This is a genomic window from Polynucleobacter sp. AP-Nickl1-40-C4 (assembly GCF_035012665.1).
Lineage (GTDB): Bacteria > Pseudomonadota > Gammaproteobacteria > Burkholderiales > Burkholderiaceae > Polynucleobacter.
In genome coordinates this window covers 136,427-158,749 of record NZ_JAYGQR010000007.1, presented here as the reverse complement: position 1 = coordinate 158,749, position 22,323 = coordinate 136,427, and the positions used below count along the sequence as shown (strand labels likewise).

Below are 22,323 nucleotides of genomic sequence, written 5' to 3'. Positions count from 1 at the left end.
TCAGTTTGGCTAAGGTGTTGATAGGTCATGGCTACTTTGACTTGCAGGTCTAGAAGCTTTGGATACTAAAACATCCTTAGCCTCCTTAACTAGTTGTTCAAAGTTGCACTTCGTAGTTGAATCCACCTTTAATTAACAACCGTATCACGCCCAATACTAATATTACTAAATCAAAAGCCAGTAGCAATGCTTCCCCGAAACTCACCAAGTCAGATGCGAGATTTAGATGATCTTAGTCAATTAAGCAATATTGTTTCTGATAAATGCAGGGGTCAACGCTCATTAGTGAGAAGAATTTTTCACCGCGAAGTTTCATGCCCATTATGGGGTATAAAACCTTTGAAGAATTACTTGAGACCTTGCCTAACTAGTGCAGCAATATTGATGATCTTCATTTTCTAAATCCAAATGACACAGTTTGACTATCTGCGCTACGAGCCTTGGCCATTGCCAAATAAGCTTCTAATAGATTTGGAGCGATCGACTCACGTGACACAAACCATTATTGGTAAGCTTGATCACGGTCAGGAAAAAGTCACCTTGTTGCCCGGATTAAACCCCCCGCATTGGGAGTTTGGTCATCTGATTTGGTTTCATGAATTTTGGGTTCATCGCAAAGGGGTAGCATCTAATCCTTCCTTTTTAGCCCATGCAGATGCTTTATTTAATTCTTCTGAAATGATTCATGATGATCGCTGGCAGGTACAAATACCCTCTATCGATATCTTGATGAATTACTTTTCGGATGTGATGGAGCGTACATTTATCATCCTCAGATCTGGAACCTTGAGTCCTGAGCAGGCTTACTTTATTCAGTTAGCTCTCTATCATGAAGATATGCACAATGAAGCGTTTGCTTATATGTGGCAATCTTTAGGTTACGCCTGGCCTCTTGAGCAAGATCTTGGCACTAGTCAAGACCAACACAATGATTTTGAGTCAAGATATATCCATATTCCTCAGTGCCAATTTCAGCTTGGGTCAGCACCAAGCACGGGCTTTATTTTTGATAATGAGAAATGGCAGCATGAAGTATTGACTCATGATTTTTCAATTTCAAGCCATGCAGTTAGTAACGGTGAATATTTAGAGTTTTTAAGATCTCTAAATGATGCAGAAATAAGCTTTAAGCATCAACCTGCATATTGGAAAAAAGAGGGTGATGCCTGGTTTGAGCGATTTTTTGATCGGTGGCGAGAGCTGGATCTCAATGCTCCAGTGAGACATATCTCTGCCCATACTGCTGAGCAGTATTGTTTATGGAAGGGTGTTCGACTCCCTACTGAAAATGAGCTTAGCGTCTTAATGACATCAGCGCGTGAGCCATGGCAACCATCCAGCTTATGGGAGTGGACTAGCAGTACTTTTAAGCCTTTTGAGGGCTTTAGCTCTGATCCTTATCAAGATTATTCAGCCCCATGGTTTGACAGTAGGCATCGGGTTTTGAAGGGTTGGAGTGTATTTACTCCTGACTATCTGCGTCGCCCCCAATTTCGTAATTTTTACCTACCTTCCCGCAGTGATTTTTTTTGCGGCTTTCGTACCTGTTTGGCATAAATTAGGTAAGCTCACATACTTAGCTGCCATCCTCTTACTTTTAAATTGAGTTCTTCAACATGACATATAACGGTCGTCTTACCTCCCTCTCTCACGGCGGGGGCTGTGGTTGCAAAATTGCTCCAGGTGTTTTGAGCGATATTCTGAAATCTTCCCCTATTCGCCAGATGCCTGCTGCACTGCTGGCAGGCTCTGATAACAATGAAGATGCCGCTGTTTATCAAATCAACGAACATCAAGCGATCGTGGCGACCACAGATTTCTTTATGCCGATTGTCGATGACCCCTATCAGTTTGGGCGAATTGCAGCTACGAATGCTATTTCAGATATTTACGCAATGGGTGCCCAACCTCTTTTTGCCCTAGCGCTATTGGGCATGCCAATCAATGTCCTTCCTTTGGAGATCATTCAGCAAATCACTGCTGGCGGTGAGTCGGTGTGTGCAGAGGCTGGGATTATGATTGCCGGTGGTCACTCGATTGATACTGTAGAGCCGATTTATGGCTTGGTTGCCATTGGCGTAGTAGACCCTAAAAAACTCAAGCGTAATAGTGGTGCAAAGTTAGGGGATAGCATCATCCTTAGCAAGCCCTTGGGTGTAGGCATTCTTTCTGCTGCGCTGAAAAAAGAGCAGCTTTCTGACTCTGCCTATCAGGAGATGATTGCCTTAACGACTAAGCTGAATAAACCTGGCGTCGCGCTATCCCAACTCGATAGCGTGCATGCGCTTACGGATGTGACGGGGTTTGGCTTAGCAGGGCACTTATTGGAACTGTGCCGTGGAGCAAAGCTTTCAGCTCAGATTCAGTGGGACTCTATTCCAGTAGTTTCTGAGGCGGTCAAGCTGGTGAAAGAAGGTATCTTTACTGGCGCATCACCACGTAACTGGCTGGGTTATGGTCATGAAATACAGATGGCCTCTCATTTGAATGAGTGGCAGCAAAACCTCTTGTCTGATCCTCAAACAAGTGGCGGTTTATTAATCTCTTGCAGTCCAGAAGCAACCGAGCAGGTATTAGAAATACTCAGAGCAGATGGATTTAGCCAAGCTCAAAAAATAGGTCAATTTGTACAGGGCTCAGGCGTTTCTGTAGCCTAAGCTCTACTTCTTTAATTCAATAGAAAGTATCCAAACAATATGAAACTAAACACTTTGAAATTTTCACTCGGCCTTGTTTTAGCAACGCTTTGCTTTAGCATGTTCACGCTTCCAGCTCAGGCGCAAGCCGTCTTACGTGTCTCCGCGATTCCGGATGAATCACCAACTGAGTTACAAAGAAAATTTCTTCCTTTAGGCGAATATCTTTCTAAAGAGACGGGCATGAAAGTCGAATTTACGCCCGTGACAGACTACGCCGCAGTTGTTGAGGCGCTGGCAACAAATAAAATCGATATGGCATGGTTAGGCGGTTTTACTTATATTCAAGCAAAAATTCGTACGAATGGCGCCGTCAAGCCGATCATTCAGCGTCTTGAAGATGAAAAATTTACGAGTAAATTTATTATTCCTGAGGCTAGCTCGGCAAAGACTTTGACAGATTTAAAGGGCAAGACCTTTGCTTTTGGTTCACCATCATCTACTTCAGGCCATTTAATGCCGCGTTTTTACCTAATGAAGGCAGGCATTAACCCAGATAAAGACTTTAAGAGTATTGCTTTTTCTGGAGCCCATGACGCAACAGTCGCATTTGTTGCTAGCGGTAAAGCAGATGCTGGCGCTTTAAATGCATCTGTTTGGGATAAATTGTCTGATGCTAAAAATCCTAATACCGAAAAAGTAAAAGTTCTGTATACAACGCCTCCGTACCATGATTACAACTGGACCGTACGAGGTGGTTTGGATGCAGCGGTAACTAAAAAAATTAGCGATGCTTTTTTAAAGCTGAATGCCAATGATCCTGCTCAAAAAGAATTAATGGATCTTCAGAGGGCTAGCAAATATATTCCTACTAAATCATCCAACTACGATGAAATTGAAAAGGCTGCAATTGGTGCTGGTTTGATTAAGTGAAAAAAATAGCATTTGCATTTAAGCAAGTTAGTTTTAGTCATAGCAATGGCAAAGAGGCGCTAAAAAATATCAACATTAGCGCTTCAGCTGGTGAATCAATTGCGATTATTGGATCATCTGGCTCTGGCAAAACGAGCTTGCTTAATTTGATAGCGACTTCACTGCGCCCTAGTATTGGATCGATATCGGTATTGGGCATTGATCCATGGGCGATTTCAAAAGGGCAATTACGCCGTTTACGCTCTCAAATAGGCTTAGTTCATCAAGCAGCTCCGATCCCACCAAGACAAAGAGTGATTACCGCCGTCTTAGCTGGTCGTCTTGGTCAGTGGCCGCTCTGGAAATCTCTTCTGTCATTAATCTATCCGGTAGATATCGCGGGTCCGCAGTTATGTCTGCAAAAACTCGATCTCGCCGACCGCCTCTTTGATCGTTGTGACCGCCTGTCTGGAGGTCAATTGCAAAGAGTGGGTGTCGCGCGCGTGCTGTACCAGAAGCCTTATTTATTGCTGGCTGATGAGCCAGTATCAGCAATGGACCCTGTTCTTTCTGATTTAACAATTCAGCGCCTTTTAGAGGATGCTCGCACCAGGGATGCTTGCTTTGTGGCCAGCCTTCATGCAGTAGACATTGCTTTAGGGTGGTTCCCAAGAGTTGTTGGGCTGAAGGATGGGGAGATCTTTTTTGACTTGCCGGCATCCGATGTGAGTGAGAGCTTGCTTCAACAGTTATATGCATCTGAACGCGGTATTCTGCCAAAACAAGGCAGTCCGAATCCATAACCATGAAAAGAGTGGTCTATTTTAGGGATCCAGATGCGCTCAGGCGTTTTGTGGTGACGTGTATTGCATTAACGATCTTATGGCCAATGATGCAATTGGCACAGTTTGATGTATTTGCATTATTTGAAGCTAGCAACCTCAAAGTTTTTACTAACTTCTTAATTCAGTTTTTCCCACCCAATCTTCAGGCATCATTTTTAGCGCTAGTGTTTAAGGCCACTTTAGAGACTTTAGCCATGGCAACTGCAGGCATTGCTCTGGCAATGCTGATGGCAATTCCACTGGGCCTCATCATCACTTATAGCCTATCGATTTCACGTATTGGTCCTGCTTCTGGTCATCGCATTGCGAAACTCGGTAGATATCTTGCCCGAATGCTGATGTTATTACTCAGAGGTATTCCAGAAATTGTATGGGCCTTGCTGTTGGTGAGAGTGTTTGGTTTGGGCCCAATCGCAGGCGTGCTAGCAATTGCTATTACCTATGGTGGCATGCTCGCAAAAGTGTATTCCGAAATCTTAGAGACTGAAAACACCCTACCTGCTAAAGCGCTAATAATGTTAGGTAGCGGCCGTATCAATGCATTTTTATATGGGTTATTGCCAGGCGCCTCACAAGAGCTAGCCTCTTACACAATCTATCGCTGGGAATGCGCAGTTAGGGCCTCGGTTGTCATGGGCTTTGTAGGTGCTGGTGGCTTAGGACAGCTTATGGACCAGTCAATGAAGATGCTCAACGGTGGTGAAGTATCTACCATTCTCATCGTATTTTTGCTGCTTGTTTTACTCGCTGACTACATCAGTCTCATCATTCGTCGGCAACTCGCATGAACCACTATCCTGCTCGCGAATTTTGTCTAAAGTGTCTCATTACGCTTGTGCTGATTGCGCTTTTTATTGTGGTGAGCTTTGTTTATCTTTCATTTAATCCTCTGACTTTGTTTACTAAACAAGCTATGAGTGATGTTGTTATTTATACAGGACGCTTTTTTCCACCAGATCTCTCACCATCTTTTTTACAGAAGGTGTGGAGTGGTGTATTGCAGACCTTGGCCATTTCTGCCTTGGCCACTTTATTAGCGGCAATTGCGAGCCTTTTTCTGGCGCTACCAGCAGCTGGACAGTTTGGTCGTAGCGCAAAAGTAGCAACCCGTTTTTTCTTAAATTTTTTGCGCTCGGTGCCAGAGCTTGTTTGGGCGGTATTAATGGTACTAGCAGTAGGTTTAGGACCATTTGCTGGAACCCTAGCGCTCGCCTTGCACACCACAGGAGTGCTGGGGCGTTTATTTGGCGAGACCCTGGAAAATCACTCTCCCAATGCAACGCAAGCTCTGAGATTGGCTGGGGCAAGTAATGCTCAAGCATTTATTTATGGGGCTTTACCAGGGATCTATTCTCAACTGCTCTCTTATAGTCTTTATCGTTGGGAAATGAATATACGTATGGCCACGATATTAGGATTTGTTGGTGCAGGGGGTCTTGGACAAATTCTGTACTACGAACTCTCTTTATTACATGAGCAGCAAGCCTCAACAGTGATCATAGCGATGCTTATCTTAGTTATAGCTGTAGACATGATTAGCAACAAGCTTCGTAGAGTGCAAATGCACAGTCTTGGCTAAATTAGGTAACATGAAAAAGGAATATTGAAGTGAGTCAAGACAATTTACCCGATCAAAAATTAACTGATGAAATTATTGCTGGTCTTTCACAAGAGCAGCCATCAATATCTCCAAAGTTTTTCTATGATGAAATTGGTTCGCACTTATTTGAGGCAATTACTTTTTTGGAGGAGTATTACCCAACCCGAACTGAAAAACAAATCATGGTGCAATACGGCGAAGCAATGGCTTTGACGATTGGAAAGTGCGATGTTTTGTTGGACTTAGGGGCTGGTAATTGTGAAAAGGGTAGCGCATTATTTGACACCCTATTACCCAAAGAATATCGGGCGCTAGATATCTCAAAAGAATTTTTAGAGCGGGCTATCTCAGGCTTGCAAAAAGAATTTCCAAAAATTCAGATGCAGGCACAAACCTGTGATTTACAGGAAGAAATGGCGTTTCCTGATTTGGTGGGTCGAAAGAAAACCTTTTTTTATCCAGGCTCTTCCATTGGAAATTTTGACCCAGATGCCGCGCTGGGACTATTCAAAAATATTGTGAAAGTTTGCCAAGGTGATGGGGGTTTATTGATCGGGGTTGATTTGGTTAAGGATCACGCAGTTCTATCTCGAGCTTATAACGATGCCCTTGGAATTACTGCGGCTTTTAATAAAAACATCCTTTTACACCTGAACCGGCTAGTTGAAACGGATTTCAATTTAGAAAATTGGGAGCACTACGCAATTTTTAATGAGCAACTTACTCGAATTGAAATGTATCTTCGATCTACTCGGGATCAATTGGTTTCGTTCCCCGGTGGCGAAAGGCGTTTTGATAGCGGTGTGCTTATTCATACTGAAAATAGCTATAAGTACACGCAAGAAAAATTTGAATCTCTTTTAATGAGCGCCGGTTTTAAAGCCGTACACTCCTGGACTGATCTAAATTGCTACTTTTTGGTAGCTTATGCGACAGCATAGGGCCTGATTGATTATTTAATCAGGCTTTTAATGAGCTTTTGAATAGATTTTTGCTCTAATTCTGATTTGGTGATCTTCTGTCGCAAGGCAATCGCCCTGCACAATTTTTCATAAAAGGCTGGATTGGTTTCAGCCTTGGTTAGTAGTTTGCTTAAAGCAACTTTATCGCCTACTGGATAGTAGGCGGGGTAGGCATCTCCCAGTAAGCCTCGATTACCTGGAATGTCTGATGCAATTACGGGGATGCCAATAGCAATAGCTTCAGACACCACATGGGCGCCACCTTCCATAATGCTGGATATGATCATCACGTGTGAGCGGGAGAGCCACTGAAGCGTTTTAGAGTGACTCAGTTGGCCTAACCATCGATAACGCATAACGTTTTTTTCAATAGAGAGTGCTTGCTTTTTAAACTCCGGACTCATTGCCTTGCCGAGTTGTACCAGCTGAATCTTGCTGTTTGAGGGCAGCAAAGATAGGCATTGCGCAGCACAAAAGGGATCTTTTTCAGACCGCAGATGGCCAATGATGCTGGCTAAAAAATGACGTTTTGGTGGCGGCTTTCTAGTGATGCCTTTTACTGACTGGTAAATCACTTGGACTTTATGATGAAATTTCTTAGGTAAGGATTGAATGGCATCTGGTTGAAGAACTACAATCGCATCAGCCATCTCCATTGACTTGATAACTTTAGTGGAGTTTTTTAGGTCTCGGTAGATGTCCGTTCCAGTCATGATTAATATGACTGGATAATTGGGATAGGCTTTTTTATACCTTTGAATAGAGTCATGACTTCGTAGTCCATGTAGTGCAATCAGAACATCACATGGCTTTTTAGACCATTGCTCTGTAATAGCGCTTTGGTAATTGAGGCGTGACAAGAATTGATGCCACCGTAAAGCAGTAATACGGTTTCCGTGAAGGGTGCCAGGGGGTGCGGGCGTTACGATTTCAATACGCAGTTTCAAGTCAATAAATCCGGGTTTGCCTAGATATAAATGTTATGTACTAAGTGATTCTAGGGCAGATGGTAAAGATACGTATAAAGCGAATCAATTGTCATGATTTATGCCTGTGGGTATGATAGTCTGAGGATTCGCTAACCCGATTGGAGATATAGATGAAGATTAATCATGTTTTTGCTAAAGCTGCTTTGGTATTGGGTGTTGGGATTGCCTCATTTGGTGTATCAGCACAGTCTATGAAAGTAACCCTAACCGGGTCTCAAGAGGTGCCACCAGTCATGACTTCTGCATCTGGAGTGGGTTCAATTATGGTTGCTCCAGATGGCTCTGTATCCGGAACCATCACTACCATGGGTATGGAGGGGACTATGGCGCATATCCACGAAGCCCCTATGGGTCAAAATGGCCCGGTAATTGTTCCATTTAGTAAAACTGCAGAAAATGTGTGGTCGGCTCCAGCAGGTGCTAAATTAACCGAGGCTCAGATCCAAAGTCTGAAGAACGGAAATCTTTATCTCAATGTTCATAGCGCTACAAATAAATCTGGTGAAATTAGGGCGCAGCTTAAGTAATGAGAATATAGCCGCATCCTCAGCCTCATGTAACTAAGAATTGTATAAGCCACCTTAGGGTGGTTTTTTTGAGCGCTACTTTATATGGCGCTCACGACTTAGGGAACTCGTGATTAGAAAATTAAGATCTAATCGCGCAGAATGTGTCAATTAATCAGAGCCCTAATATCTCCGACGTTTTTTCCATGTATACGGCTCGCCATTTGAGAATTTACCGCTAGTGATGCCGTCTACCCCAAACTTACCCGCGATCTCTAGACCGTTAAATTTTATCGTAACAAACTCGCCTAGCTGCTTAGCCCAATCCATTGCTTCATCAAGCGTCTTAAATTCATGCGTCTTCGAATGATGTTCTATGGTTATCACTTTAATCTTAGTAATGTTGATGGGATTAAATTGCGTAACAGTCCCCAGCTTAGCCCACTTTATGAAATTCCTTTAGGAAACTCAAGTAACGGACTCCTCTTATTGTTCTGAAGGGCTAGGGAATGTATGGTTTCGCTATGCAAAACGTACTGCATCGATAAAACAAATCCCTCGGCCGAGAGGGTGGGGGTTTTATCTTTTGGGGTTATTTCTTAAGACGGTAACCGGTTCTAAAGATCCAAATGACAACGGCAATTGATATTGCTAAAAAAGACATTGTCATTCCTAGGCTTACCCAAAGCGACACGTCCTCAATGCTGTAAAAGCTCCAGCGAAAGCCGCTAATGAGATACACAACTGGGTTGAGTAATGCTACTTTTTGCCAGAAGGATGGCAAAACAGAGATCGAATAAAAGCTTCCACCTAGGAAAGTCAGTGGTGTAATGATGAGTAAAGGCACCACTTGGAGTTTTTCAAAGCCATCTGCCCATACGCCAATGATAAAACCAATCATGCTGAAAGTGATTGACGTGATCACCAAATAAAATAGCATCCACAAAGGATGATCTATTTGAAGTGGTACAAAAAAAGTAGCAGTAGCCAGAATGATTAAGCCCAAAATAATCGATTTACTTGCTGCAGCACCAACGTAGCCCATCACAATTTCTAATGGGGATATAGGCGCAGAGAGGATCTCATAAATAGTTCCGCTAAATTTAGGAAAATAGATTCCAAATGAGGCATTAGAAATACTTTGCGTGAGCAGTGAAAGCATGATGAGGCCAGGCACGATAAATGCCCCATAGGAGATCCCCTCCATCTGAGTCATACGCGAACCAATAGCAGATCCAAAAACAATAAAGTACAAGGAAGTCGATATAACAGGGGCAATAATGCTTTGCATTAATGTACGCCGTGTTCTTGCCATTTCAAATTTATAAATAGCGCGTACACCATAGTAATTAAGCTTCATGTGTATCAGCCTTTGAGTTAACAAGATTTACAAAGATTTCTTCTAGTGAGCTCTGTTTTGTGTGGAGGTCCTTAAAGATAATGCCCAGGCTTGTGATCTTTTGAAGTAGCTGCGCAATATCAATATCTTCATCTTTGGAGTCAAAGCGATAAGTAAGCTCGTATTTATCTTCTGAAAGACTTAGACTCGGTAAATCCAACTCCTTCGGCAGGCTCTGGAGCGGGCTTTGTAGCTGAAGGGTTAACTCTTTTTTACCTAGTTTATTCATCAGCGCTAATTTATTGTCCACCATGATGAGCTCGCCGCTGCGAATAATACCAATACGATCAGCCATTTCTTCAGCCTCTTCAATATAGTGAGTCGTGAGAATGACGGTGGTGCCGTTGTCTTTCAGAATTTTGACCAAATTCCACATATCTTTTCTGAGGCTGACATCAACTCCTGCAGTGGGCTCGTCAAGAAAGAGGATGCTGGGTTCATGAGAGAGCGCTTTCGCAATCATTACTCGGCGTTTCATACCGCCAGATAGCGTCATAATTTTGCTGTGACGTTTATCCCACAAGGACAAGTCTTTCAGGATCTTTTCAATGAATACTGGCTTAGATGGTTTTCCATATAAACCTCGACTAAATGTTACGGTATTCCAGACGGTTTCAAAAGAGTCGGTAGAGAGCTCTTGAGGAACAAGGCCAATTAACTCTCTTGCTTCACGGTAATCGCCAATAATATCTTTACCATCCACTAAAACCCGACCGCTACTGGGGCTCACGATTCCACAAATAATGCTAATTAAGGTAGTTTTTCCTGCGCCGTTTTGTCCAAGCAGGGCAAATATCTCACCCTTAGATATCTCCAAATTAATATCTTTTAGGGCCTCGAAGCCAGATTGATAAGTCTTATTAAGATGAGAAATGGAGAGTATGTTAGTCATAAGCGCTAATGATATTGGAAATCAAGTCACTTCAATAAATCCCAATCAGTAGCTGGAAGGGGACTTAAGGTCACGAGAGGTCCTGTAGTCGAGTGCTAAATTTGGAGGCGGAAACCTGGAATCGAACCAAGGTAGCGAGATTTGCAATCTCACGCATAACCACTCTGCCATTCCGCCATAAGTAAGAGGATAGCTCAAGAATTCATATAAGGCATTAAGGCATTAAGGCCTTAAGGCAAAAAATTGAAAAAGTTAGCGCTGTTATTGAGAATGCAGAGCTTCTATCTACCCGACTCGAGCGCCCACTGAAAACTACAGGGAGTTTATCTTTAGCTCTTTTGAATTAGTTGTTCGAATGTTTGTACAAATGACTCAGTAGGTTGGGCGCCTTGCAAAAGATATTGATCATTCAGAATGATTGAGGGGACTGAGTTTATGCCTGCATTTGTGTAGGTAGACTCTTCTTCCCGAACTTCCCTAGCAAATTCATTATTCTTGAGCACGCTTTGGGCCCTACCCGAATCTAGGCCTGAGCGTATTACTGCATCTATCAAATTTTCTTGGTCATCTAAATTAACTGCTAAACAAAAGTAAGTATTGAGCAATTCCTTTTTGAGTATCGCCTGTCTCTCTAGTCCAAACTCCTGCCCTGCCCAATACAATAGTCGGTGAGCATCAAATGTGTTGTACACCCTTTTTCGACCTTTTGGATGAAACTCAAATCCTGCCTCCAATGCTTTTGTGCGAATGTTGGCTTGATTGGCTTTGACCTCTTCCGCTGTTAAGCCATACTTTTCGGTGAGATGTTCAATGGCATCTTGACCGCCTAAGGGCATATTGGGATTGAGCTCAAAGGGGTGAAAACGCACTTCAAAATTGACTTGATCCCTAAACTTGGCAATAGCTTGATTAAGATTGCCTAGGCCTACAGCGCACCAAGGACAAGCAACATCCGATACATAGTCTATTTTGATAGTAGGTTTCATGATTTTTATTCTACAGAATCTTATTGAAGAGAATTTTTGAGCAACAAACTCTTTCTATTGCCGCTACAAGGTTGTTTTTTTAAACCGGGGAGGATTTTTACAAGGCAATTCCTATAAAAGGACGCTCACTTCCTCTAAAGTACCTATTCCGTTACTAAATGCCACTGCGGGACTCTTGTAGTCCTCTGGTTCTACCAGGGTAGCCTTTCTCCGGAGTAAGTCAGAAAACTGCCTGAATCTTCTTTATTTACATTCGCAAGAACGTTGAACATATCAGTCACGGCCTCTAAGGGATCTCTGCCGATTTGCTGTCCACGAAAAGGTTGTGATAATCCAGAGTTCACGGTGCCTGGGTGGAGGGCAATCAAAGCAATATTGGGTTTCGTTCTTACAAATTCGATAGAGGCCGTTTTGATGATCATATTGAGCGCGGCTTTTGAAGCTCTATAGCTATACCAGCCTCCGAGGCGGTTATCTTCAATGCTGCCAACCTTGGCAGACAGCGTTGCCATGACGCTGTGCTTTGGATCCAAGAGTTTTGAGAAATGCTTGATTGTTAGGGCTGGACCAATGGTGTTTGTATTGAACATCTCGGCCAATTGAGTTGAATTTAAATCATCCAATTTCTTTTCTGGCATCCATTCTTCTGAATGCAAAATACCAATAGTGTTGATGATCAATTGAAATGGTCCTAATTCAGTCAGACTGCTTGCAGAAGCTTCAATAGTCTGTGGATGATGGTAATCAATTGCATAAGCACAGTTGCGATGTATGCCAATGACCTTGGAGCATGATGGATTGCTTTCTAGGAGCTTGACAAAATGGGAGCCAATAGTGCCCGAGGCACCAATGATGAGAGCATTAAATGGATTGGGAAGTAAGCTCATAAAGTCTTTTGAAAGCATTAAGTGAATTCAGGGTATTTAATAGACTTTAGCGTAGTTTGTATGAGAGGGTATGCACCCCCTTTTCTCCTTTAAGCACCTATCCCATTAGCTTGCTATGCTTATGGGTCTTTACCTATGTGAAATTAACCAAGTGAATATCAATTCTGATTACAGCCAACGAGTCGTCATTAACCACCATGATTTGCCTTGGATCCCCAGTCCTGAGCCAGGAGTTGAGCGGCGTATGCTCGACCGTATTGGCGATGAGGTAGCAAAAGCGACTTCTATCGTGCGCTATCAGCCTGGCACCCAATTTAAAACCCACACCCATGAATTCGGTGAGGAGATCTTGGTTTTAGATGGGGTGTTTAGTGACGAGACTGGTGACTACCCTGCCGGCACATATCTGATGAATCCTCCGGGGTCCTCTCATGCGCCATTCAGTAAAACTGGCTGTACGCTTTTCGTGAAATTGCGACATCTCGGTCCAGATCAAGTCGCGAGAGAGGTAATTGACACTAAAACTGCCCCTTGGTATCAAGGTATGGTGCCAGGGTTAAATGTGATGCCGCTGATGCAGCAGGGTAGTGGTTCAACTTTGGTTCGTTGGGCACCTCAAACGTATTTCAATCCGCATAAGCATTACGGTGGCGAGGAAATTTTTGTAGTGGATGGGGTATTTGAAGATGAGCATGGACGATATCCCGCCGGTTCATGGATCAGAAGTCCTCATATGAGCTTGCATCAACCTTTTAGTAAAGAGGGCTGCACTATCTTTGTGAAAACTGGGCATCTTTTGGATGGTGATGATGGCAAGCAGGGCGCCTACTATCGCTGATAAATACTGCAACGGTAATTTATCAATAAATAAGATTTAGCTTCTTAATTGTAATAAAGCTCCCTGATCAAGACTTAGTCTAACGCCAAGCGAGCCCGAATTATTATGAACGGGAGATTTTCTGAGGCTGATGTCTAGTGATTGAATTTGTGAATAGCTAGCACAGGCTTCAGTGATTCTACTCATCAGTCTTTCCTGGGTTTCATAATGACCATCACTAGCTAGCCTCGTAATCTCAAGTACGAGAGGGTCGTAATCAAAGACCTTGCTCATCTTATCCTCAGAAATCAACACGAGATTCGGGTCAATCCAAAGCGTGAGATCCAATAAATGATTATCAGGGATGATGTCACCAGTTTTATATGTGCCAATCTGAGTTTGTAGTTTTAGATCTCGTAATTCGATGGATGCCTTACGCGACATAGTGTGATCCTTATAGGTTCGTTTCTGCGAAATTATTCATTGCATTTGCTAATTTGTAACCACTTAACCACGCTCCCTCAACTCTGCCACCATTAAGCCAATCGCCACATAGGCTAAGCTTGTTAGTTTCATTCAGAATAAATCCCATTTCTGTATTGATTGCTCCGCTTGCGTAACGCCAGCGATGGATAGAAATTTCAGCATTCTGGCAATTGAGTCCAAGCTTTTTTGCGGACTCTAGAATGAGCTTTCTAGCCTCCTCTTTATCTAGCTCAATCCATTGCTGACTCCATTGGGGGTTTGCATGTATTGTCCAGGTCTCGTGGCCAGTACGTCCAGGTTTGGAATTATTTCGAGAGATCCAGCTAATGATTTCACCATTAATGAAGGCGGCATCAAATGGCATATCCACTTTTTCTGAGAACCGTGCCATCACCGTCCAGCAGCCTTGCATATTTACGCTAGAGTAAATTGTTTCAATGGAGTGGTCTACTAATTTGGTAAGAGCGTAGCTCTGAGGCGCAGGAATTGCTAATACCAAGCAATCAAAGGATTTGGTAATATCGCCATTCTCTAGGCTACGGAGAAACCATTTACCGTCTTGCTGGTAAATCTGATCGATAGTCTGATTAATCTCAATTGAGATGGTTTTAGCATGATATTGACCGGGTGAGTTCATGGCAGGAACGCCCACATAACGTCGCTCACTGGAATGGCTCTCTCGCCATTGCTCACCCTCATATACAAATAAGCGTGGATTCCAGTCAGCAGCTACACCTGCCTTTATCCATGTATTGAGTGCCTCAATAAACACAGGATCTCTTGCTGTGAAATATTGGGCCCCATGATCTGCTGACCAACCCTCACCATGACGAGTGCTCATCCGACCGCTTGGCCCGCGACTCTTTTCATAAACCTGGACTTGAAAGCCTAGCGTTTGCAATCTGTCAGCGCAACTAAGGCCTGCCATACCTGCGCCAATAATAGCTACCGTGACTTTGGGTCTGGACTCATGTGGCATGAAGATTAATTTTTCTAAACGTTAAATTTATGCGAATATCTGACGCAGTTTTGGTTTTCAGTAAAGCGTGCTGCCAATGCTCTTGAATTGGTGGATGCATGATGAGGGCGCTACCATTCTCTAAAAAAAGAGAAATAGTCTCTTTGTCCTTTTTATGGCGAAAGGCAAACTTGCGCTGCGCCCCAAGACTTAGCGATGCAATGGGTGATAAGGGGTCAAGCTCTTTTTCATCGTCACTATGCCAGCCCATGCCATCATTTCCATCATGGTAGAGATTCAGTAGGCAAGAATTAAACTCAGCTTGTGATGCTTTCTCTAGCTTCTCTTTAATTAGGACGAGCTCAGATGTCCAGGCTTGTGGAATCTTTTTTACCCCAGAATAGGTATAGCTGCACAGAGGATCAGCAACCCAAGCAACTTTACGCCGAGTGGTCACCAGCCTTCCAAACATCATGAGTTGTTCAGGCTCCCATTTAAGGGAGGCTTGAAGCTGTCTCATTAATGCCATGCAATCCTGTTCAGTAAAGACTTTGGGATGGTAGTGAGCACCCCCATCCTTTGGCAAAATATTCGCGGCATGGTCGCTGAGGGGGGTTTCAAATAAAGTGCTTTGCATTGTTATCAATTGCAAGATCAAGCGCTAGTTTCATAAAAACCCTAGAATAGTCTTAATTTCAATTTCTTGATTAGGCTAATGTATGAAGACCCCAGACAAGCGTTGCTGTGGCTCAGGTGTATGCATCATTAATGATGCAGGTGAGTGTTGGTGTGGCCAAGTTTGGGATGGTGAAAAAATGTCCGCCCCCAGTTTGAATTGGTCTATCAAGGAAAATAAGGCTGAAGAGTCAGATCCAAATAAGGTTAATCCCCAATCTGAGTAATCTGTCTATTCATGACGGTTTGACTAAAAGATAAATAAAAGTAATCAGCTGAAATAAGTTGATGACAACGCTGGCGCCGTGCAATACATGAAAGCGACGACTTTGCCCTTGATCTTTGGCTTCGTTAATCTTTCCAGTCAAATAGAGCAAAGTAAAGGCAAAGAGTAGGGCGCAGATCGCTAGTAAGACCTTGCTGACGCTGTCGGGCGCCGTGAAGATACAGGCGGTTGTAATTAAGCCAAGGCAGGCATAGTACTTGGGAAAAAAGTTCCGAACGTACTTGCTGGACCATTCAACGGGGAGCACCTTAAATACAGTCGGAGCTACTACGACAGTAAAGAAAAGCATGATGCCAACCATGCCTGATATTAGGTAATTAGTGATCATGATGTCTCTCTAAATAAATTATCCATAAACTCTGCGGAGTGAGTGGGCAGCCACCCCATCTTTAAGGGCCTCACGAATGGGCACTGCAATTAAATCGATACTCTTTTTGACTGCTAAACGCTCAATCAGGCTAGGGGTAGGCCTCTTGATAAAGGGGTAGACCCAATCCGGAAGATTCAGATAGCCAGCGCGAGTAATCAGTTTGATAAACGGCTTTGCAGCAAGCTTGCCAGGAAAGTTCTCGAGCAAAGCAAGGATACTTTTTGCACGCTCCCCAAAGTAAAGCTCAGGAATATAGTTTTGAATCGCAATATCTGTTTTGGCGTAAGTGATGGGTAAATTATGAGCGCCCATTCTTTCGCCAAGCGATTTCATTTCAACAAAGTATTGATCTTTGTCTTGTGAACTCAATTTCTCTTTTCGATAATCTTCGAAGGCCTGCATAAAGCTATGTGTTTCTGTGAGATGAACCCAAGCCAGTAGATGCGGGTCAGTAGCCGAATACGGTTTTCCAAATTCATCAAAGCCATTAATCTTTGCATGAATCTGATTAACCTTATTAATGATGTTGTCTGCCATCTCTGTTGATCCATAAGTAGTGGCAGCAATGAAGAAAGCCGTTCTACCGAGCCTACCTTTAAGATCCTCTCTAAAACTGGAGTGATCCCAAACTCCTGCTAAGGCCTGAGGATGAAGTGCTTGCATGATTAGTGAGCTAATGCCGCCAATCATCATTGAAATAAAGTCCGCATGTACTTTCCAGGCAATGGATTCCGGGCCAAAGAGGCCGCGATCGCCTGCTGGCGTTAGAAAAGCAATCGGTGGTCCACCGCCCCCCACCATTTCACGAATCGTTTTACGAATAAGCTCATCAAGCATGGATTTAGTGCAGCATGAGATTGCTTAAGCCATCATCTTCGATAATTTCAGTAACCAGATCAAGTCTGATTCTGGGGTTGGTTTGGGCTAGCAAATGGTTCTTTTGGGCCAGGGAGATGGGTAACAGTTCTGCAAGGCGATTTGATACCCAGCCGCAGTCATCGGTCTTGAAGGGCCTCTTAAATGGGGACTCCTCTAATAAATCTTCACTCTGAATCACTGAAATAATTTCATTCAATAATTTCACGACCTTTTGATGTTCTTCAGGGATAGGGGTAACGGGATCATTCGCTAGAAGCTCAACTTCACCAATCCACAGGCCATTAGATTCTTGTTGGCTATGAAGAAGTCTAAAGCGCTGCGTTCCTGACGACCTAGTCATATATAAGGCGGGTTGAATGGGGTCAAAATCTTCAATTAGGGCTAGAGTTCCGATTTGGGAAAAAACAAGAGGCGAATCTTCTTTGGAGTCCTGGTCTTTCATGATGCTAACAACGCCAAATTCTGTTTTTTCACGCAAGCATGTCTTAATCATGTCGAGGTAGCGTGCCTCAAAGATCTTGAGGGCAATTACGCCGTCTGGAAACAGTACGGTTCCTAGTGGGAATAGCGGTATTTTTCGAGTGGTGGAGTCTAAATTAGTCATCTAATCAATTTAATGGATTTGAATAATTTTTGCTGACGCGAATCTCGCGGTAAATCCCCCCAGTTTTAATCTGAGCTCAGCAATAAATGCGTTTTCCGTTTACATTTGAGGTTCACCAATCAGAGGTAAAAAATGGTCCAAAAACTACGCATCAAACTCGCTCGCTGGATTCTGGGTAAGCATTGCCCTTGTTATCAAATGGGGTATCACTCCATGATGGATTTTCAACAAAGAAGCGCCGACCAGTTAGCGAAATCTCAAGAGCGTAGTAAAGGCCAATAGGCTCTCACTATTTATTTCCAGAACTACATCAATATGAAGCGCTGGCAAATGCGCAGAAACTGCGCACTGACTCCTAGGCAGCTCCTCAAGTTCTATATTGTCCTGGTTTGTCTCTCGCTAACAGTTGCAACTGGGTTCTTTTTGGCAGGCGTATGGGTCATTCCCATTTTTACAGCTTTGGAGCTTTGTGCGGTAACGCTCGGATTTCTAATTTACTGTAGACATGCGTTAGATTGTGAAACGATTGAGATTGATGACAAACGTCTTCTGGTCAAAAAATTCATTGGCTACAAAGAGACTGTGTATGAGCTGAATACGCAGTGGGCCAAAATTGAATTGCCATCGGAAGGCTCGAAAGTCTTTCACATCAGCCAATCAAGCCTACGTATAGAGCTGGGTCAGTTTCTAAGACCAGAGCAGCAGATACCCTTGATTGCTGCGGTTCGAGCGCATCTAGGTTGATTCTGATTTAGTCAGGCACCATGCCACCAGGATGCCGGCAATGATCTGCGTTAACAGCAGCATCAGCACTAAGATATTCAAAACCTGAAAGTAGTTGGCAAACGGCGAGAGCATGACTGGCATGCCATCCATTAGCGCTGTTTCCCTCAAGTAATCCATGCGCGGTATGAGAAGAAAGCTAACCACTGCAACTGCCATCATCAGTATTAGTAAAGGTAGACGGATATTTTTAAGTGGAGACGAACCCCTTTTAATGAGAACGTTGGCAATGCTTAAGATTGCGAACGCACATCCTAAAAGGTAGTAGGAAAGTTGCTGAACTACTATGTGCGCCACCATGCCCGCAGCTTGTGAATCACTAATTAATAAATAAGCCGCTAGGCAGCTTATGGCTTGAGAAATGAATCCGCCGGCCAGAATGCAGGCTAGAAAGCGAAGTAGCCGATGGGTAAGGGGATGCTGGGGTCTAGTTATTTCAACCATAAGTTAGATAGGGTTAATTAATGCGCTGCAGCACACTTTTCGGATCAGTTTCATACTAGCCTCAATCTAACTTTTATGCCGAAACTCCCATGGAAGTTACCAAAGCAGTCAGGGTAGCTCTAAATACCCTCGTAGATATTGCAAGCCATTCAGCTAATGGGCAGCTTGTCCCTGCTCCAGAGATAGCAAAAAGACAGCATATATCAGTCAGTCGTATCGAACTTTTGCTGCGTCCACTAAGGGAGTCGGGTCTTGTGACTGCAGTTAGAGGTCGGGCAGGCGGGTATCAACTTTCAAAGGATCCTAGAATTATTACCATCAAGGATATCGTTCTAGCAATGAACCTAATTAAGAAGAAAAAAGTGGAGGTATCGGATATTGCTAAAGAGCTCTATCAATCACTTGAAACCTACATGATGAGCTGCATCTCTAATGTGACGCTAGCCTCTGCTATCAAAGATTACATTCCACGCTTTAGTGAGGTTCAAACTGCGCCGGAGCGAAAGCCATACTTGCCAATAGAAAAGCAAGCTACCCCTAGTCACGAAAAAAAGAAAAAAGGCGAAACTCAAAAGGTTGTTAAAACAAGCTTTAAAAAAGTTGAGGATGTGCCTCGCGGGCCAAACTCTATTTTTAGTTTTGCTGACTATCTGAATAGAGTTTCATCTGCAAGCTAAATGGAATTAACGGTTCTAGCGTGAACAGTCAGCGTGGCCCTTACCCAGATTTAGCTTTTGTAGATATTGAAACCACAGGGTCTCATTTCGATCGTGACCGCATTACTGAAATTGGAATTAAAACCCTAGCGGGTAATCAGGTTCAGATGTGGGAAAAGTTGATTGATCCTCAAACCTATATCCCACAAAATATTCAAAGACTGACTGGCATTTCTCCATCAATGGTCCAAGGGCGGCCTTGTTTTTCTGAGTTGGCTGAAGATTTAAAAAAAGAGCTTGAGGGAAAAATATTTGTCGCTCATAACGCTCGCTTTGATTATGGTTTTATCAAAGCCTCTTTTAAGAGGGTTGGCATTGACTTTAAGCCTAAAGTTTTATGTACCGTAAAGCTATCTCGATTACTTTTCCCAGATCAGCCACGTCATAACCTCGACACCATCATTAGTACGCATGGACTGAAGGTAAGTGCTAGACATCGTGCGCTAGGGGATGCTGATTTATTGCTTCAATTTTGGCGTGTGTGTGAGTCAAAGTTTGGGCAAGAAAAGTTAAATGAGGCGATAAACCAACTCATTGGCAATGCTAGTCTTCCCCCTAACATAGACCAGGGTGTAATTGACTCTATACCCGATGGCCCAGGTTGCTATATCTTTTATGGAGAAAATAAGACCCCTCTTTATATTGGCAAAAGTATTTCTTTGCGGAGCAGGGTGATGGGGCATTTTCAGGGTGCTTTAATGCAACGTAAAGAAATGAAACTTTCTTTGCAGGTTCGCGATATTGATTGGATCGAGACGAGTGGAGAGTTAGGCGCTTTAATTCTTGAGTCGAGATTGATAAAAGAGCGTATGCCTTCTCTGAATATTAAGCTACGTAGATCAAAGGATCTTTGTGCCTGGAGCTTAGAGGAGGATGTTAGTGGTGTTCTGACACCTTCTTTAGTAACTCATCATCATTTGGCTCCTGGTTTGCAAGATAATTTATACGGCTTGTTCTATAGCAAGCGAGAGGCGCATGCTTATTTAAAGGCATTGGCAAAAAAACACCATTTATGCGAAGCCTTGCTTGGCTTGGAGAAGCGTATTGAGGGTAAATCTTGCTTTGGCTATCAAGTAAAGCAATGCAGTGGAACCTGCATCAACATTACCCCTATCGCCTTACATAATTTACAGTTAAAAACAGCCATGGACCTCTTTAAGGTTCAGGTTTGGCCATATTCTGGAGCCATTGCCATTAAAGAGGGTGGTGAGATGATTGTGGTCGATAAATGGTGCTATTTGGGCACTGCCATTAATCAGGATGAGCTTTATGAGTTGGCACAGTCGGGTGAAGTGGAGTTTGATCTCGACATCTATAAGATAGTCAAAAAGGCGCTATCGGGTGCCTATAGAAATCAAGTGATTCGGATTGGTGTAGATAAATGACAACTGCAATCTATTGGTTTAGAAATGATCTCCGCCTAGCGGATAACCCATCATTTTTACAGGCGTGTAAGTCAGCAGATCATCTGCTACCAGTCTATATTCATCAGCCCAACTTAGAGCAAGATACTGCATGGGGATTTCCGAGGGTAGGGGAGCATCGTCGGGTATTTTTGGATCAATCTCTTCAGGAATTGCGCAGTCAGCTACGAGAACTGGGATCGGACCTATATGAGGTCACCGGTGATGTCTTGCATGTATTTGAGAAATTAAAAGCTCAGACTCAAGCAGATCGTATTTATTGTGAGCAAATTCAAGCGCCTGAAGAGTTGGAGCAAGTGGCGCTATTAAGTGGTGCTGGTTTTAGGGTGAATCCAGTATGGCAATCTAGTATGTTGGATGCTCAATCCTTACCATTTCCATTGCAAGAGATGCCAGATGTCTTTACTCAATTTCGTCAGCAAGTTGAAAAGAGAGGTTTAAGATTTTCTGCCCCTGTTGATTCTCCCAAGAGCATTCCTTCATTACCTGCTATCGAAATACCCCCTATTAATGCATTTGACAGTAACACTACATTTAGTGGCAGTAAGTTTCGAGGCGGGGAGCGGAGTGCTCATACCCATATCCAGCAGTATTTTGAGCGACGTCTTCCTGATACCTACAAGCAAACACGTAATGAGCTGATTGGTATAGATTACTCCAGCAAATTCTCTCTATGGCTAGCGCAAGGTTGTTGCTCTGCGGGTTCTATTGCAAAGCAATTGGCGGATTATGAATCTTGCCATGGAGCAAATGATGGAACTTACTGGCTTTGGTTTGAATTACTCTGGAGAGACTACTTCCGGTTTTTGCATTTCAAGTATGACAAAAGACTCTATCACTCCAAAGGTTTAAGTAAATTACCTGGCAACCAGTTTGATAGTAAAAAATTCATCAAATGGTCATCTGGTACTACTGGGGAATCACTGATAGATGCTGGCATGCGTGAATTGAAAAAAACGGGCTATCTATCCAATCGTATGCGTCAAATTGTGGCGAGCTATTGGATTTATGACATGAGGGGTGATTGGCAGGCGGGTTGTGCCTGGTTTGAATATCAATTGATTGACTATGATGTTTATAGTAATCAAGGCAACTGGTTATATATTGTTGGCAAAGGCACGGATCCCAGGGAAGGCAGACCTTTTAATGTTGCCAAGCAAACCCAAGATCATGATCGGGATGGCATATATCGCCAAATGTGGCTGACTTAGCTTTTAAGACATTCTGCAGATGGCGTTGGGATGGATAATGGTGTTCACAACATTTT

The 22,323-nt window shown here is 43.3% G+C and carries 28 protein-coding genes and 1 tRNA gene; 15 read left to right on the top strand and 14 right to left on the bottom strand.

The features are described from left to right. Positions 1-408: 408 nt before the first annotated feature. From VC182_RS09315 to egtD, 7 genes are read left to right on the top strand one after another with little or no spacing between them, the layout of a single operon-like run. Complete coding sequence (locus tag VC182_RS09315; protein ID WP_323485136.1) at positions 409-1,557, top strand: SUMF1/EgtB/PvdO family nonheme iron enzyme; 1,149 nt, start codon at positions 409-411, stop codon at positions 1,555-1,557. Positions 1,558-1,616: 59 nt separating this feature from the next. Beyond that, positions 1,617-2,657 (top strand): selenide, water dikinase SelD, encoded by a 1,041-nt coding sequence (selD, locus tag VC182_RS09310; protein ID WP_323485135.1) that lies wholly within the window; start codon positions 1,617-1,619, stop codon positions 2,655-2,657. A gap of 39 nt (positions 2,658-2,696) precedes the next feature. Then, on the top strand, positions 2,697-3,569 hold the full coding sequence (locus tag VC182_RS09305; protein ID WP_216192148.1) for a putative selenate ABC transporter substrate-binding protein: 873 nt from the start codon (positions 2,697-2,699) through the stop codon (positions 3,567-3,569). Positions 3,570-3,574: 5 nt separating this feature from the next. Further along, a complete protein-coding gene (locus VC182_RS09300) occupies positions 3,575-4,351 on the top strand; it encodes a phosphonate ABC transporter ATP-binding protein (protein ID WP_216155898.1) in 777 nt (258 codons plus the stop codon). A gap of 2 nt (positions 4,352-4,353) precedes the next feature. After that, positions 4,354-5,181, top strand: coding sequence for a PhnE/PtxC family ABC transporter permease (locus VC182_RS09295; RefSeq protein WP_215320762.1), 828 nt, complete (start codon positions 4,354-4,356; stop codon positions 5,179-5,181). Beyond that, positions 5,178-5,972 carry a phosphonate ABC transporter, permease protein PhnE gene (phnE, locus tag VC182_RS09290; protein WP_323485134.1) on the top strand — a complete coding sequence of 265 codons (795 nt, stop codon included), beginning with the start codon at positions 5,178-5,180 and terminating at the stop codon, positions 5,970-5,972. Before VC182_RS09295 ends, phnE begins: the two co-directional genes overlap by 4 nt. A 29-nt stretch (positions 5,973-6,001) precedes the next feature. Continuing rightward, positions 6,002-6,934 (top strand): L-histidine N(alpha)-methyltransferase, encoded by a 933-nt coding sequence (gene egtD / locus VC182_RS09285; RefSeq protein ID WP_323485133.1) that lies wholly within the window; start codon positions 6,002-6,004, stop codon positions 6,932-6,934. 11 nt (positions 6,935-6,945) lie between these two features. On the opposite strand, the gene senB is transcribed toward egtD, so the two are convergent. Beyond that, positions 6,946-7,902: a selenoneine biosynthesis selenosugar synthase SenB gene (senB, locus tag VC182_RS09280; RefSeq protein ID WP_323485132.1), complete on the bottom strand. Its 957-nt coding sequence runs from the start codon at positions 7,900-7,902 to the stop codon at positions 6,946-6,948. Positions 7,903-8,054: 152 nt separating this feature from the next. Between senB and VC182_RS09275 the strand changes: the two genes are divergently transcribed. Beyond that, positions 8,055-8,471: a CHRD domain-containing protein gene (locus tag VC182_RS09275; protein ID WP_323485131.1), complete on the top strand. Its 417-nt coding sequence runs from the start codon at positions 8,055-8,057 to the stop codon at positions 8,469-8,471. Positions 8,472-8,633: 162 nt separating this feature from the next. Here the strand turns inward: VC182_RS09275 and VC182_RS09270 are convergent, their stop codons facing one another. The 6 genes from VC182_RS09270 to VC182_RS09245 form a co-directional block, all read right to left on the bottom strand. Further along, positions 8,634-8,837, bottom strand: coding sequence for a hypothetical protein (locus VC182_RS09270; RefSeq protein ID WP_323485130.1), 204 nt, complete (start codon positions 8,835-8,837; stop codon positions 8,634-8,636). Positions 8,838-9,042: 205 nt separating this feature from the next. After that, positions 9,043-9,810, bottom strand: coding sequence for an ABC transporter permease (locus VC182_RS09265; protein WP_323483711.1), 768 nt, complete (start codon positions 9,808-9,810; stop codon positions 9,043-9,045). After that, on the bottom strand, positions 9,800-10,741 hold the full coding sequence (locus VC182_RS09260) for an ABC transporter ATP-binding protein (RefSeq protein ID WP_323485129.1): 942 nt from the start codon (positions 10,739-10,741) through the stop codon (positions 9,800-9,802). Before VC182_RS09260 ends, VC182_RS09265 begins: the two co-directional genes overlap by 11 nt. Positions 10,742-10,843: 102 nt before the next feature. Next, positions 10,844-10,918, bottom strand: a tRNA-Cys gene (locus VC182_RS09255). A 152-nt stretch (positions 10,919-11,070) separates the two neighbouring features. Next, positions 11,071-11,727, bottom strand: a complete 657-nt coding sequence (locus VC182_RS09250) for a DsbA family oxidoreductase (RefSeq protein WP_323485128.1) — start codon at positions 11,725-11,727, stop codon at positions 11,071-11,073. 191 nt (positions 11,728-11,918) lie between these two features. Beyond that, the gene (locus VC182_RS09245; RefSeq protein WP_323485127.1) at positions 11,919-12,614 is read right to left on the bottom strand and encodes an SDR family NAD(P)-dependent oxidoreductase; all 696 of its coding nucleotides are present in this window, start codon (positions 12,612-12,614) and stop codon (positions 11,919-11,921) included. Between the two features lie 151 nt (positions 12,615-12,765). Here VC182_RS09245 and VC182_RS09240 point away from each other — a divergent pair, with 151 nt between their 5' ends. Next, a complete protein-coding gene (locus VC182_RS09240) occupies positions 12,766-13,452 on the top strand; it encodes a cupin domain-containing protein (RefSeq protein WP_323485126.1) in 687 nt (228 codons plus the stop codon). 36 nt (positions 13,453-13,488) lie between these two features. Here the strand turns inward: VC182_RS09240 and VC182_RS09235 are convergent, their stop codons facing one another. From VC182_RS09235 to VC182_RS09225, 3 genes are read right to left on the bottom strand one after another with little or no spacing between them, the layout of a single operon-like run. Then, positions 13,489-13,875 carry a dihydroneopterin aldolase gene (locus VC182_RS09235; protein ID WP_215320752.1) on the bottom strand — a complete coding sequence of 129 codons (387 nt, stop codon included), beginning with the start codon at positions 13,873-13,875 and terminating at the stop codon, positions 13,489-13,491. Positions 13,876-13,885: 10 nt separating this feature from the next. Then, positions 13,886-14,896, bottom strand: coding sequence for an NAD(P)/FAD-dependent oxidoreductase (locus VC182_RS09230; protein ID WP_323485125.1), 1,011 nt, complete (start codon positions 14,894-14,896; stop codon positions 13,886-13,888). Further along, the gene (locus VC182_RS09225) at positions 14,886-15,512 is read right to left on the bottom strand and encodes an alpha-ketoglutarate-dependent dioxygenase AlkB (protein WP_323485124.1); all 627 of its coding nucleotides are present in this window, start codon (positions 15,510-15,512) and stop codon (positions 14,886-14,888) included. The genes VC182_RS09230 and VC182_RS09225 overlap by 11 nt, the downstream gene beginning before the upstream one ends. An 82-nt stretch (positions 15,513-15,594) precedes the next feature. Between VC182_RS09225 and VC182_RS09220 the strand changes: the two genes are divergently transcribed. Next, positions 15,595-15,777, top strand: coding sequence for a hypothetical protein (locus tag VC182_RS09220; protein ID WP_216155821.1), 183 nt, complete (start codon positions 15,595-15,597; stop codon positions 15,775-15,777). A gap of 9 nt (positions 15,778-15,786) precedes the next feature. On the opposite strand, the gene VC182_RS09215 is transcribed toward VC182_RS09220, so the two are convergent. The 3 genes from VC182_RS09215 to VC182_RS09205 are packed head-to-tail and all read right to left on the bottom strand — an operon-like array spanning position 15,787 to position 17,689. Then, positions 15,787-16,164 carry a DUF4149 domain-containing protein gene (locus VC182_RS09215; RefSeq protein ID WP_323485123.1) on the bottom strand — a complete coding sequence of 126 codons (378 nt, stop codon included), beginning with the start codon at positions 16,162-16,164 and terminating at the stop codon, positions 15,787-15,789. Between the two features lie 18 nt (positions 16,165-16,182). Next, positions 16,183-17,043, bottom strand: a complete 861-nt coding sequence (locus VC182_RS09210) for an oxygenase MpaB family protein (RefSeq protein ID WP_323485122.1) — start codon at positions 17,041-17,043, stop codon at positions 16,183-16,185. 4 nt (positions 17,044-17,047) lie between these two features. Beyond that, positions 17,048-17,689, bottom strand: a complete 642-nt coding sequence (locus VC182_RS09205) for an LON peptidase substrate-binding domain-containing protein (RefSeq protein ID WP_323485121.1) — start codon at positions 17,687-17,689, stop codon at positions 17,048-17,050. A 132-nt stretch (positions 17,690-17,821) separates the two neighbouring features. On the opposite strand from VC182_RS09205, the gene VC182_RS09200 reads away from it, so the two are divergent. Together VC182_RS09200 and VC182_RS09195 are read left to right on the top strand one after the other, a co-directional pair. Then, positions 17,822-17,971, top strand: coding sequence for a hypothetical protein (locus VC182_RS09200; RefSeq protein WP_323485120.1), 150 nt, complete (start codon positions 17,822-17,824; stop codon positions 17,969-17,971). Between the two features lie 33 nt (positions 17,972-18,004). Next, on the top strand, positions 18,005-18,433 hold the full coding sequence (locus VC182_RS09195; RefSeq protein WP_216120502.1) for a DUF2244 domain-containing protein: 429 nt from the start codon (positions 18,005-18,007) through the stop codon (positions 18,431-18,433). Here the strand turns inward: VC182_RS09195 and VC182_RS09190 are convergent. Then, a complete protein-coding gene (locus VC182_RS09190) occupies positions 18,425-18,916 on the bottom strand; it encodes a hypothetical protein (RefSeq protein ID WP_323485119.1) in 492 nt (163 codons plus the stop codon). The two genes, VC182_RS09195 and VC182_RS09190, sit on opposite strands and share 9 nt — an antisense overlap. An 89-nt stretch (positions 18,917-19,005) precedes the next feature. On the opposite strand from VC182_RS09190, the gene VC182_RS09185 reads away from it, so the two are divergent. The 3 genes from VC182_RS09185 to VC182_RS09175 are packed head-to-tail and all read left to right on the top strand — an operon-like array spanning position 19,006 to position 22,267. Then, on the top strand, positions 19,006-19,593 hold the full coding sequence (locus VC182_RS09185) for an RrF2 family transcriptional regulator (RefSeq protein ID WP_072583930.1): 588 nt from the start codon (positions 19,006-19,008) through the stop codon (positions 19,591-19,593). Positions 19,594-19,613: 20 nt separating this feature from the next. Further along, on the top strand, positions 19,614-21,017 hold the full coding sequence (locus VC182_RS09180; protein WP_323485118.1) for an exonuclease domain-containing protein: 1,404 nt from the start codon (positions 19,614-19,616) through the stop codon (positions 21,015-21,017). Continuing rightward, positions 21,014-22,267: a DASH family cryptochrome gene (locus VC182_RS09175; protein ID WP_323485117.1), complete on the top strand. Its 1,254-nt coding sequence runs from the start codon at positions 21,014-21,016 to the stop codon at positions 22,265-22,267. Before VC182_RS09180 ends, VC182_RS09175 begins: the two co-directional genes overlap by 4 nt. The last annotated feature ends 56 nt before the right edge of the window (positions 22,268-22,323 follow it).

Excerpts from the sequence above, each read along its gene's own strand:
- VC182_RS09315 (WP_323485136.1), top strand. The coding sequence starts at position 409 with ATGACACAGTTTGACTATCTGCGCTACGAGCCTTGGCCATTGCCAAAT.
- selD (WP_323485135.1), top strand. The coding sequence starts at position 1,617 with ATGACATATAACGGTCGTCTTACCTCCCTCTCTCACGGCGGGGGCTGT.
- VC182_RS09305 (WP_216192148.1), top strand. The coding sequence starts at position 2,697 with ATGAAACTAAACACTTTGAAATTTTCACTCGGCCTTGTTTTAGCAACG.
- VC182_RS09295 (WP_215320762.1), top strand. The coding sequence starts at position 4,354 with ATGAAAAGAGTGGTCTATTTTAGGGATCCAGATGCGCTCAGGCGTTTT.
- phnE (WP_323485134.1), top strand. The coding sequence starts at position 5,178 with ATGAACCACTATCCTGCTCGCGAATTTTGTCTAAAGTGTCTCATTACG.
- VC182_RS09275 (WP_323485131.1), top strand. The coding sequence starts at position 8,055 with ATGAAGATTAATCATGTTTTTGCTAAAGCTGCTTTGGTATTGGGTGTT.
- VC182_RS09265 (WP_323483711.1), bottom strand. The coding sequence starts at position 9,810 with ATGAAGCTTAATTACTATGGTGTACGCGCTATTTATAAATTTGAAATG.
- VC182_RS09260 (WP_323485129.1), bottom strand. The coding sequence starts at position 10,741 with ATGACTAACATACTCTCCATTTCTCATCTTAATAAGACTTATCAATCT.
- VC182_RS09250 (WP_323485128.1), bottom strand. The coding sequence starts at position 11,727 with ATGAAACCTACTATCAAAATAGACTATGTATCGGATGTTGCTTGTCCT.
- VC182_RS09245 (WP_323485127.1), bottom strand. The coding sequence starts at position 12,614 with ATGAGCTTACTTCCCAATCCATTTAATGCTCTCATCATTGGTGCCTCG.
- VC182_RS09235 (WP_215320752.1), bottom strand. The coding sequence starts at position 13,875 with ATGTCGCGTAAGGCATCCATCGAATTACGAGATCTAAAACTACAAACT.
- VC182_RS09230 (WP_323485125.1), bottom strand. The coding sequence starts at position 14,896 with ATGCCACATGAGTCCAGACCCAAAGTCACGGTAGCTATTATTGGCGCA.
- VC182_RS09225 (WP_323485124.1), bottom strand. The coding sequence starts at position 15,512 with ATGCAAAGCACTTTATTTGAAACCCCCCTCAGCGACCATGCCGCGAAT.
- VC182_RS09220 (WP_216155821.1), top strand. The coding sequence starts at position 15,595 with ATGAAGACCCCAGACAAGCGTTGCTGTGGCTCAGGTGTATGCATCATT.
- VC182_RS09215 (WP_323485123.1), bottom strand. The coding sequence starts at position 16,164 with ATGATCACTAATTACCTAATATCAGGCATGGTTGGCATCATGCTTTTC.
- VC182_RS09210 (WP_323485122.1), bottom strand. The coding sequence starts at position 17,043 with ATGCTTGATGAGCTTATTCGTAAAACGATTCGTGAAATGGTGGGGGGC.
- VC182_RS09205 (WP_323485121.1), bottom strand. The coding sequence starts at position 17,689 with ATGACTAATTTAGACTCCACCACTCGAAAAATACCGCTATTCCCACTA.
- VC182_RS09200 (WP_323485120.1), top strand. The coding sequence starts at position 17,822 with ATGGTCCAAAAACTACGCATCAAACTCGCTCGCTGGATTCTGGGTAAG.
- VC182_RS09195 (WP_216120502.1), top strand. The coding sequence starts at position 18,005 with ATGAAGCGCTGGCAAATGCGCAGAAACTGCGCACTGACTCCTAGGCAG.
- VC182_RS09190 (WP_323485119.1), bottom strand. The coding sequence starts at position 18,916 with ATGGTTGAAATAACTAGACCCCAGCATCCCCTTACCCATCGGCTACTT.
- VC182_RS09185 (WP_072583930.1), top strand. The coding sequence starts at position 19,006 with ATGGAAGTTACCAAAGCAGTCAGGGTAGCTCTAAATACCCTCGTAGAT.
- VC182_RS09175 (WP_323485117.1), top strand. The coding sequence starts at position 21,014 with ATGACAACTGCAATCTATTGGTTTAGAAATGATCTCCGCCTAGCGGAT.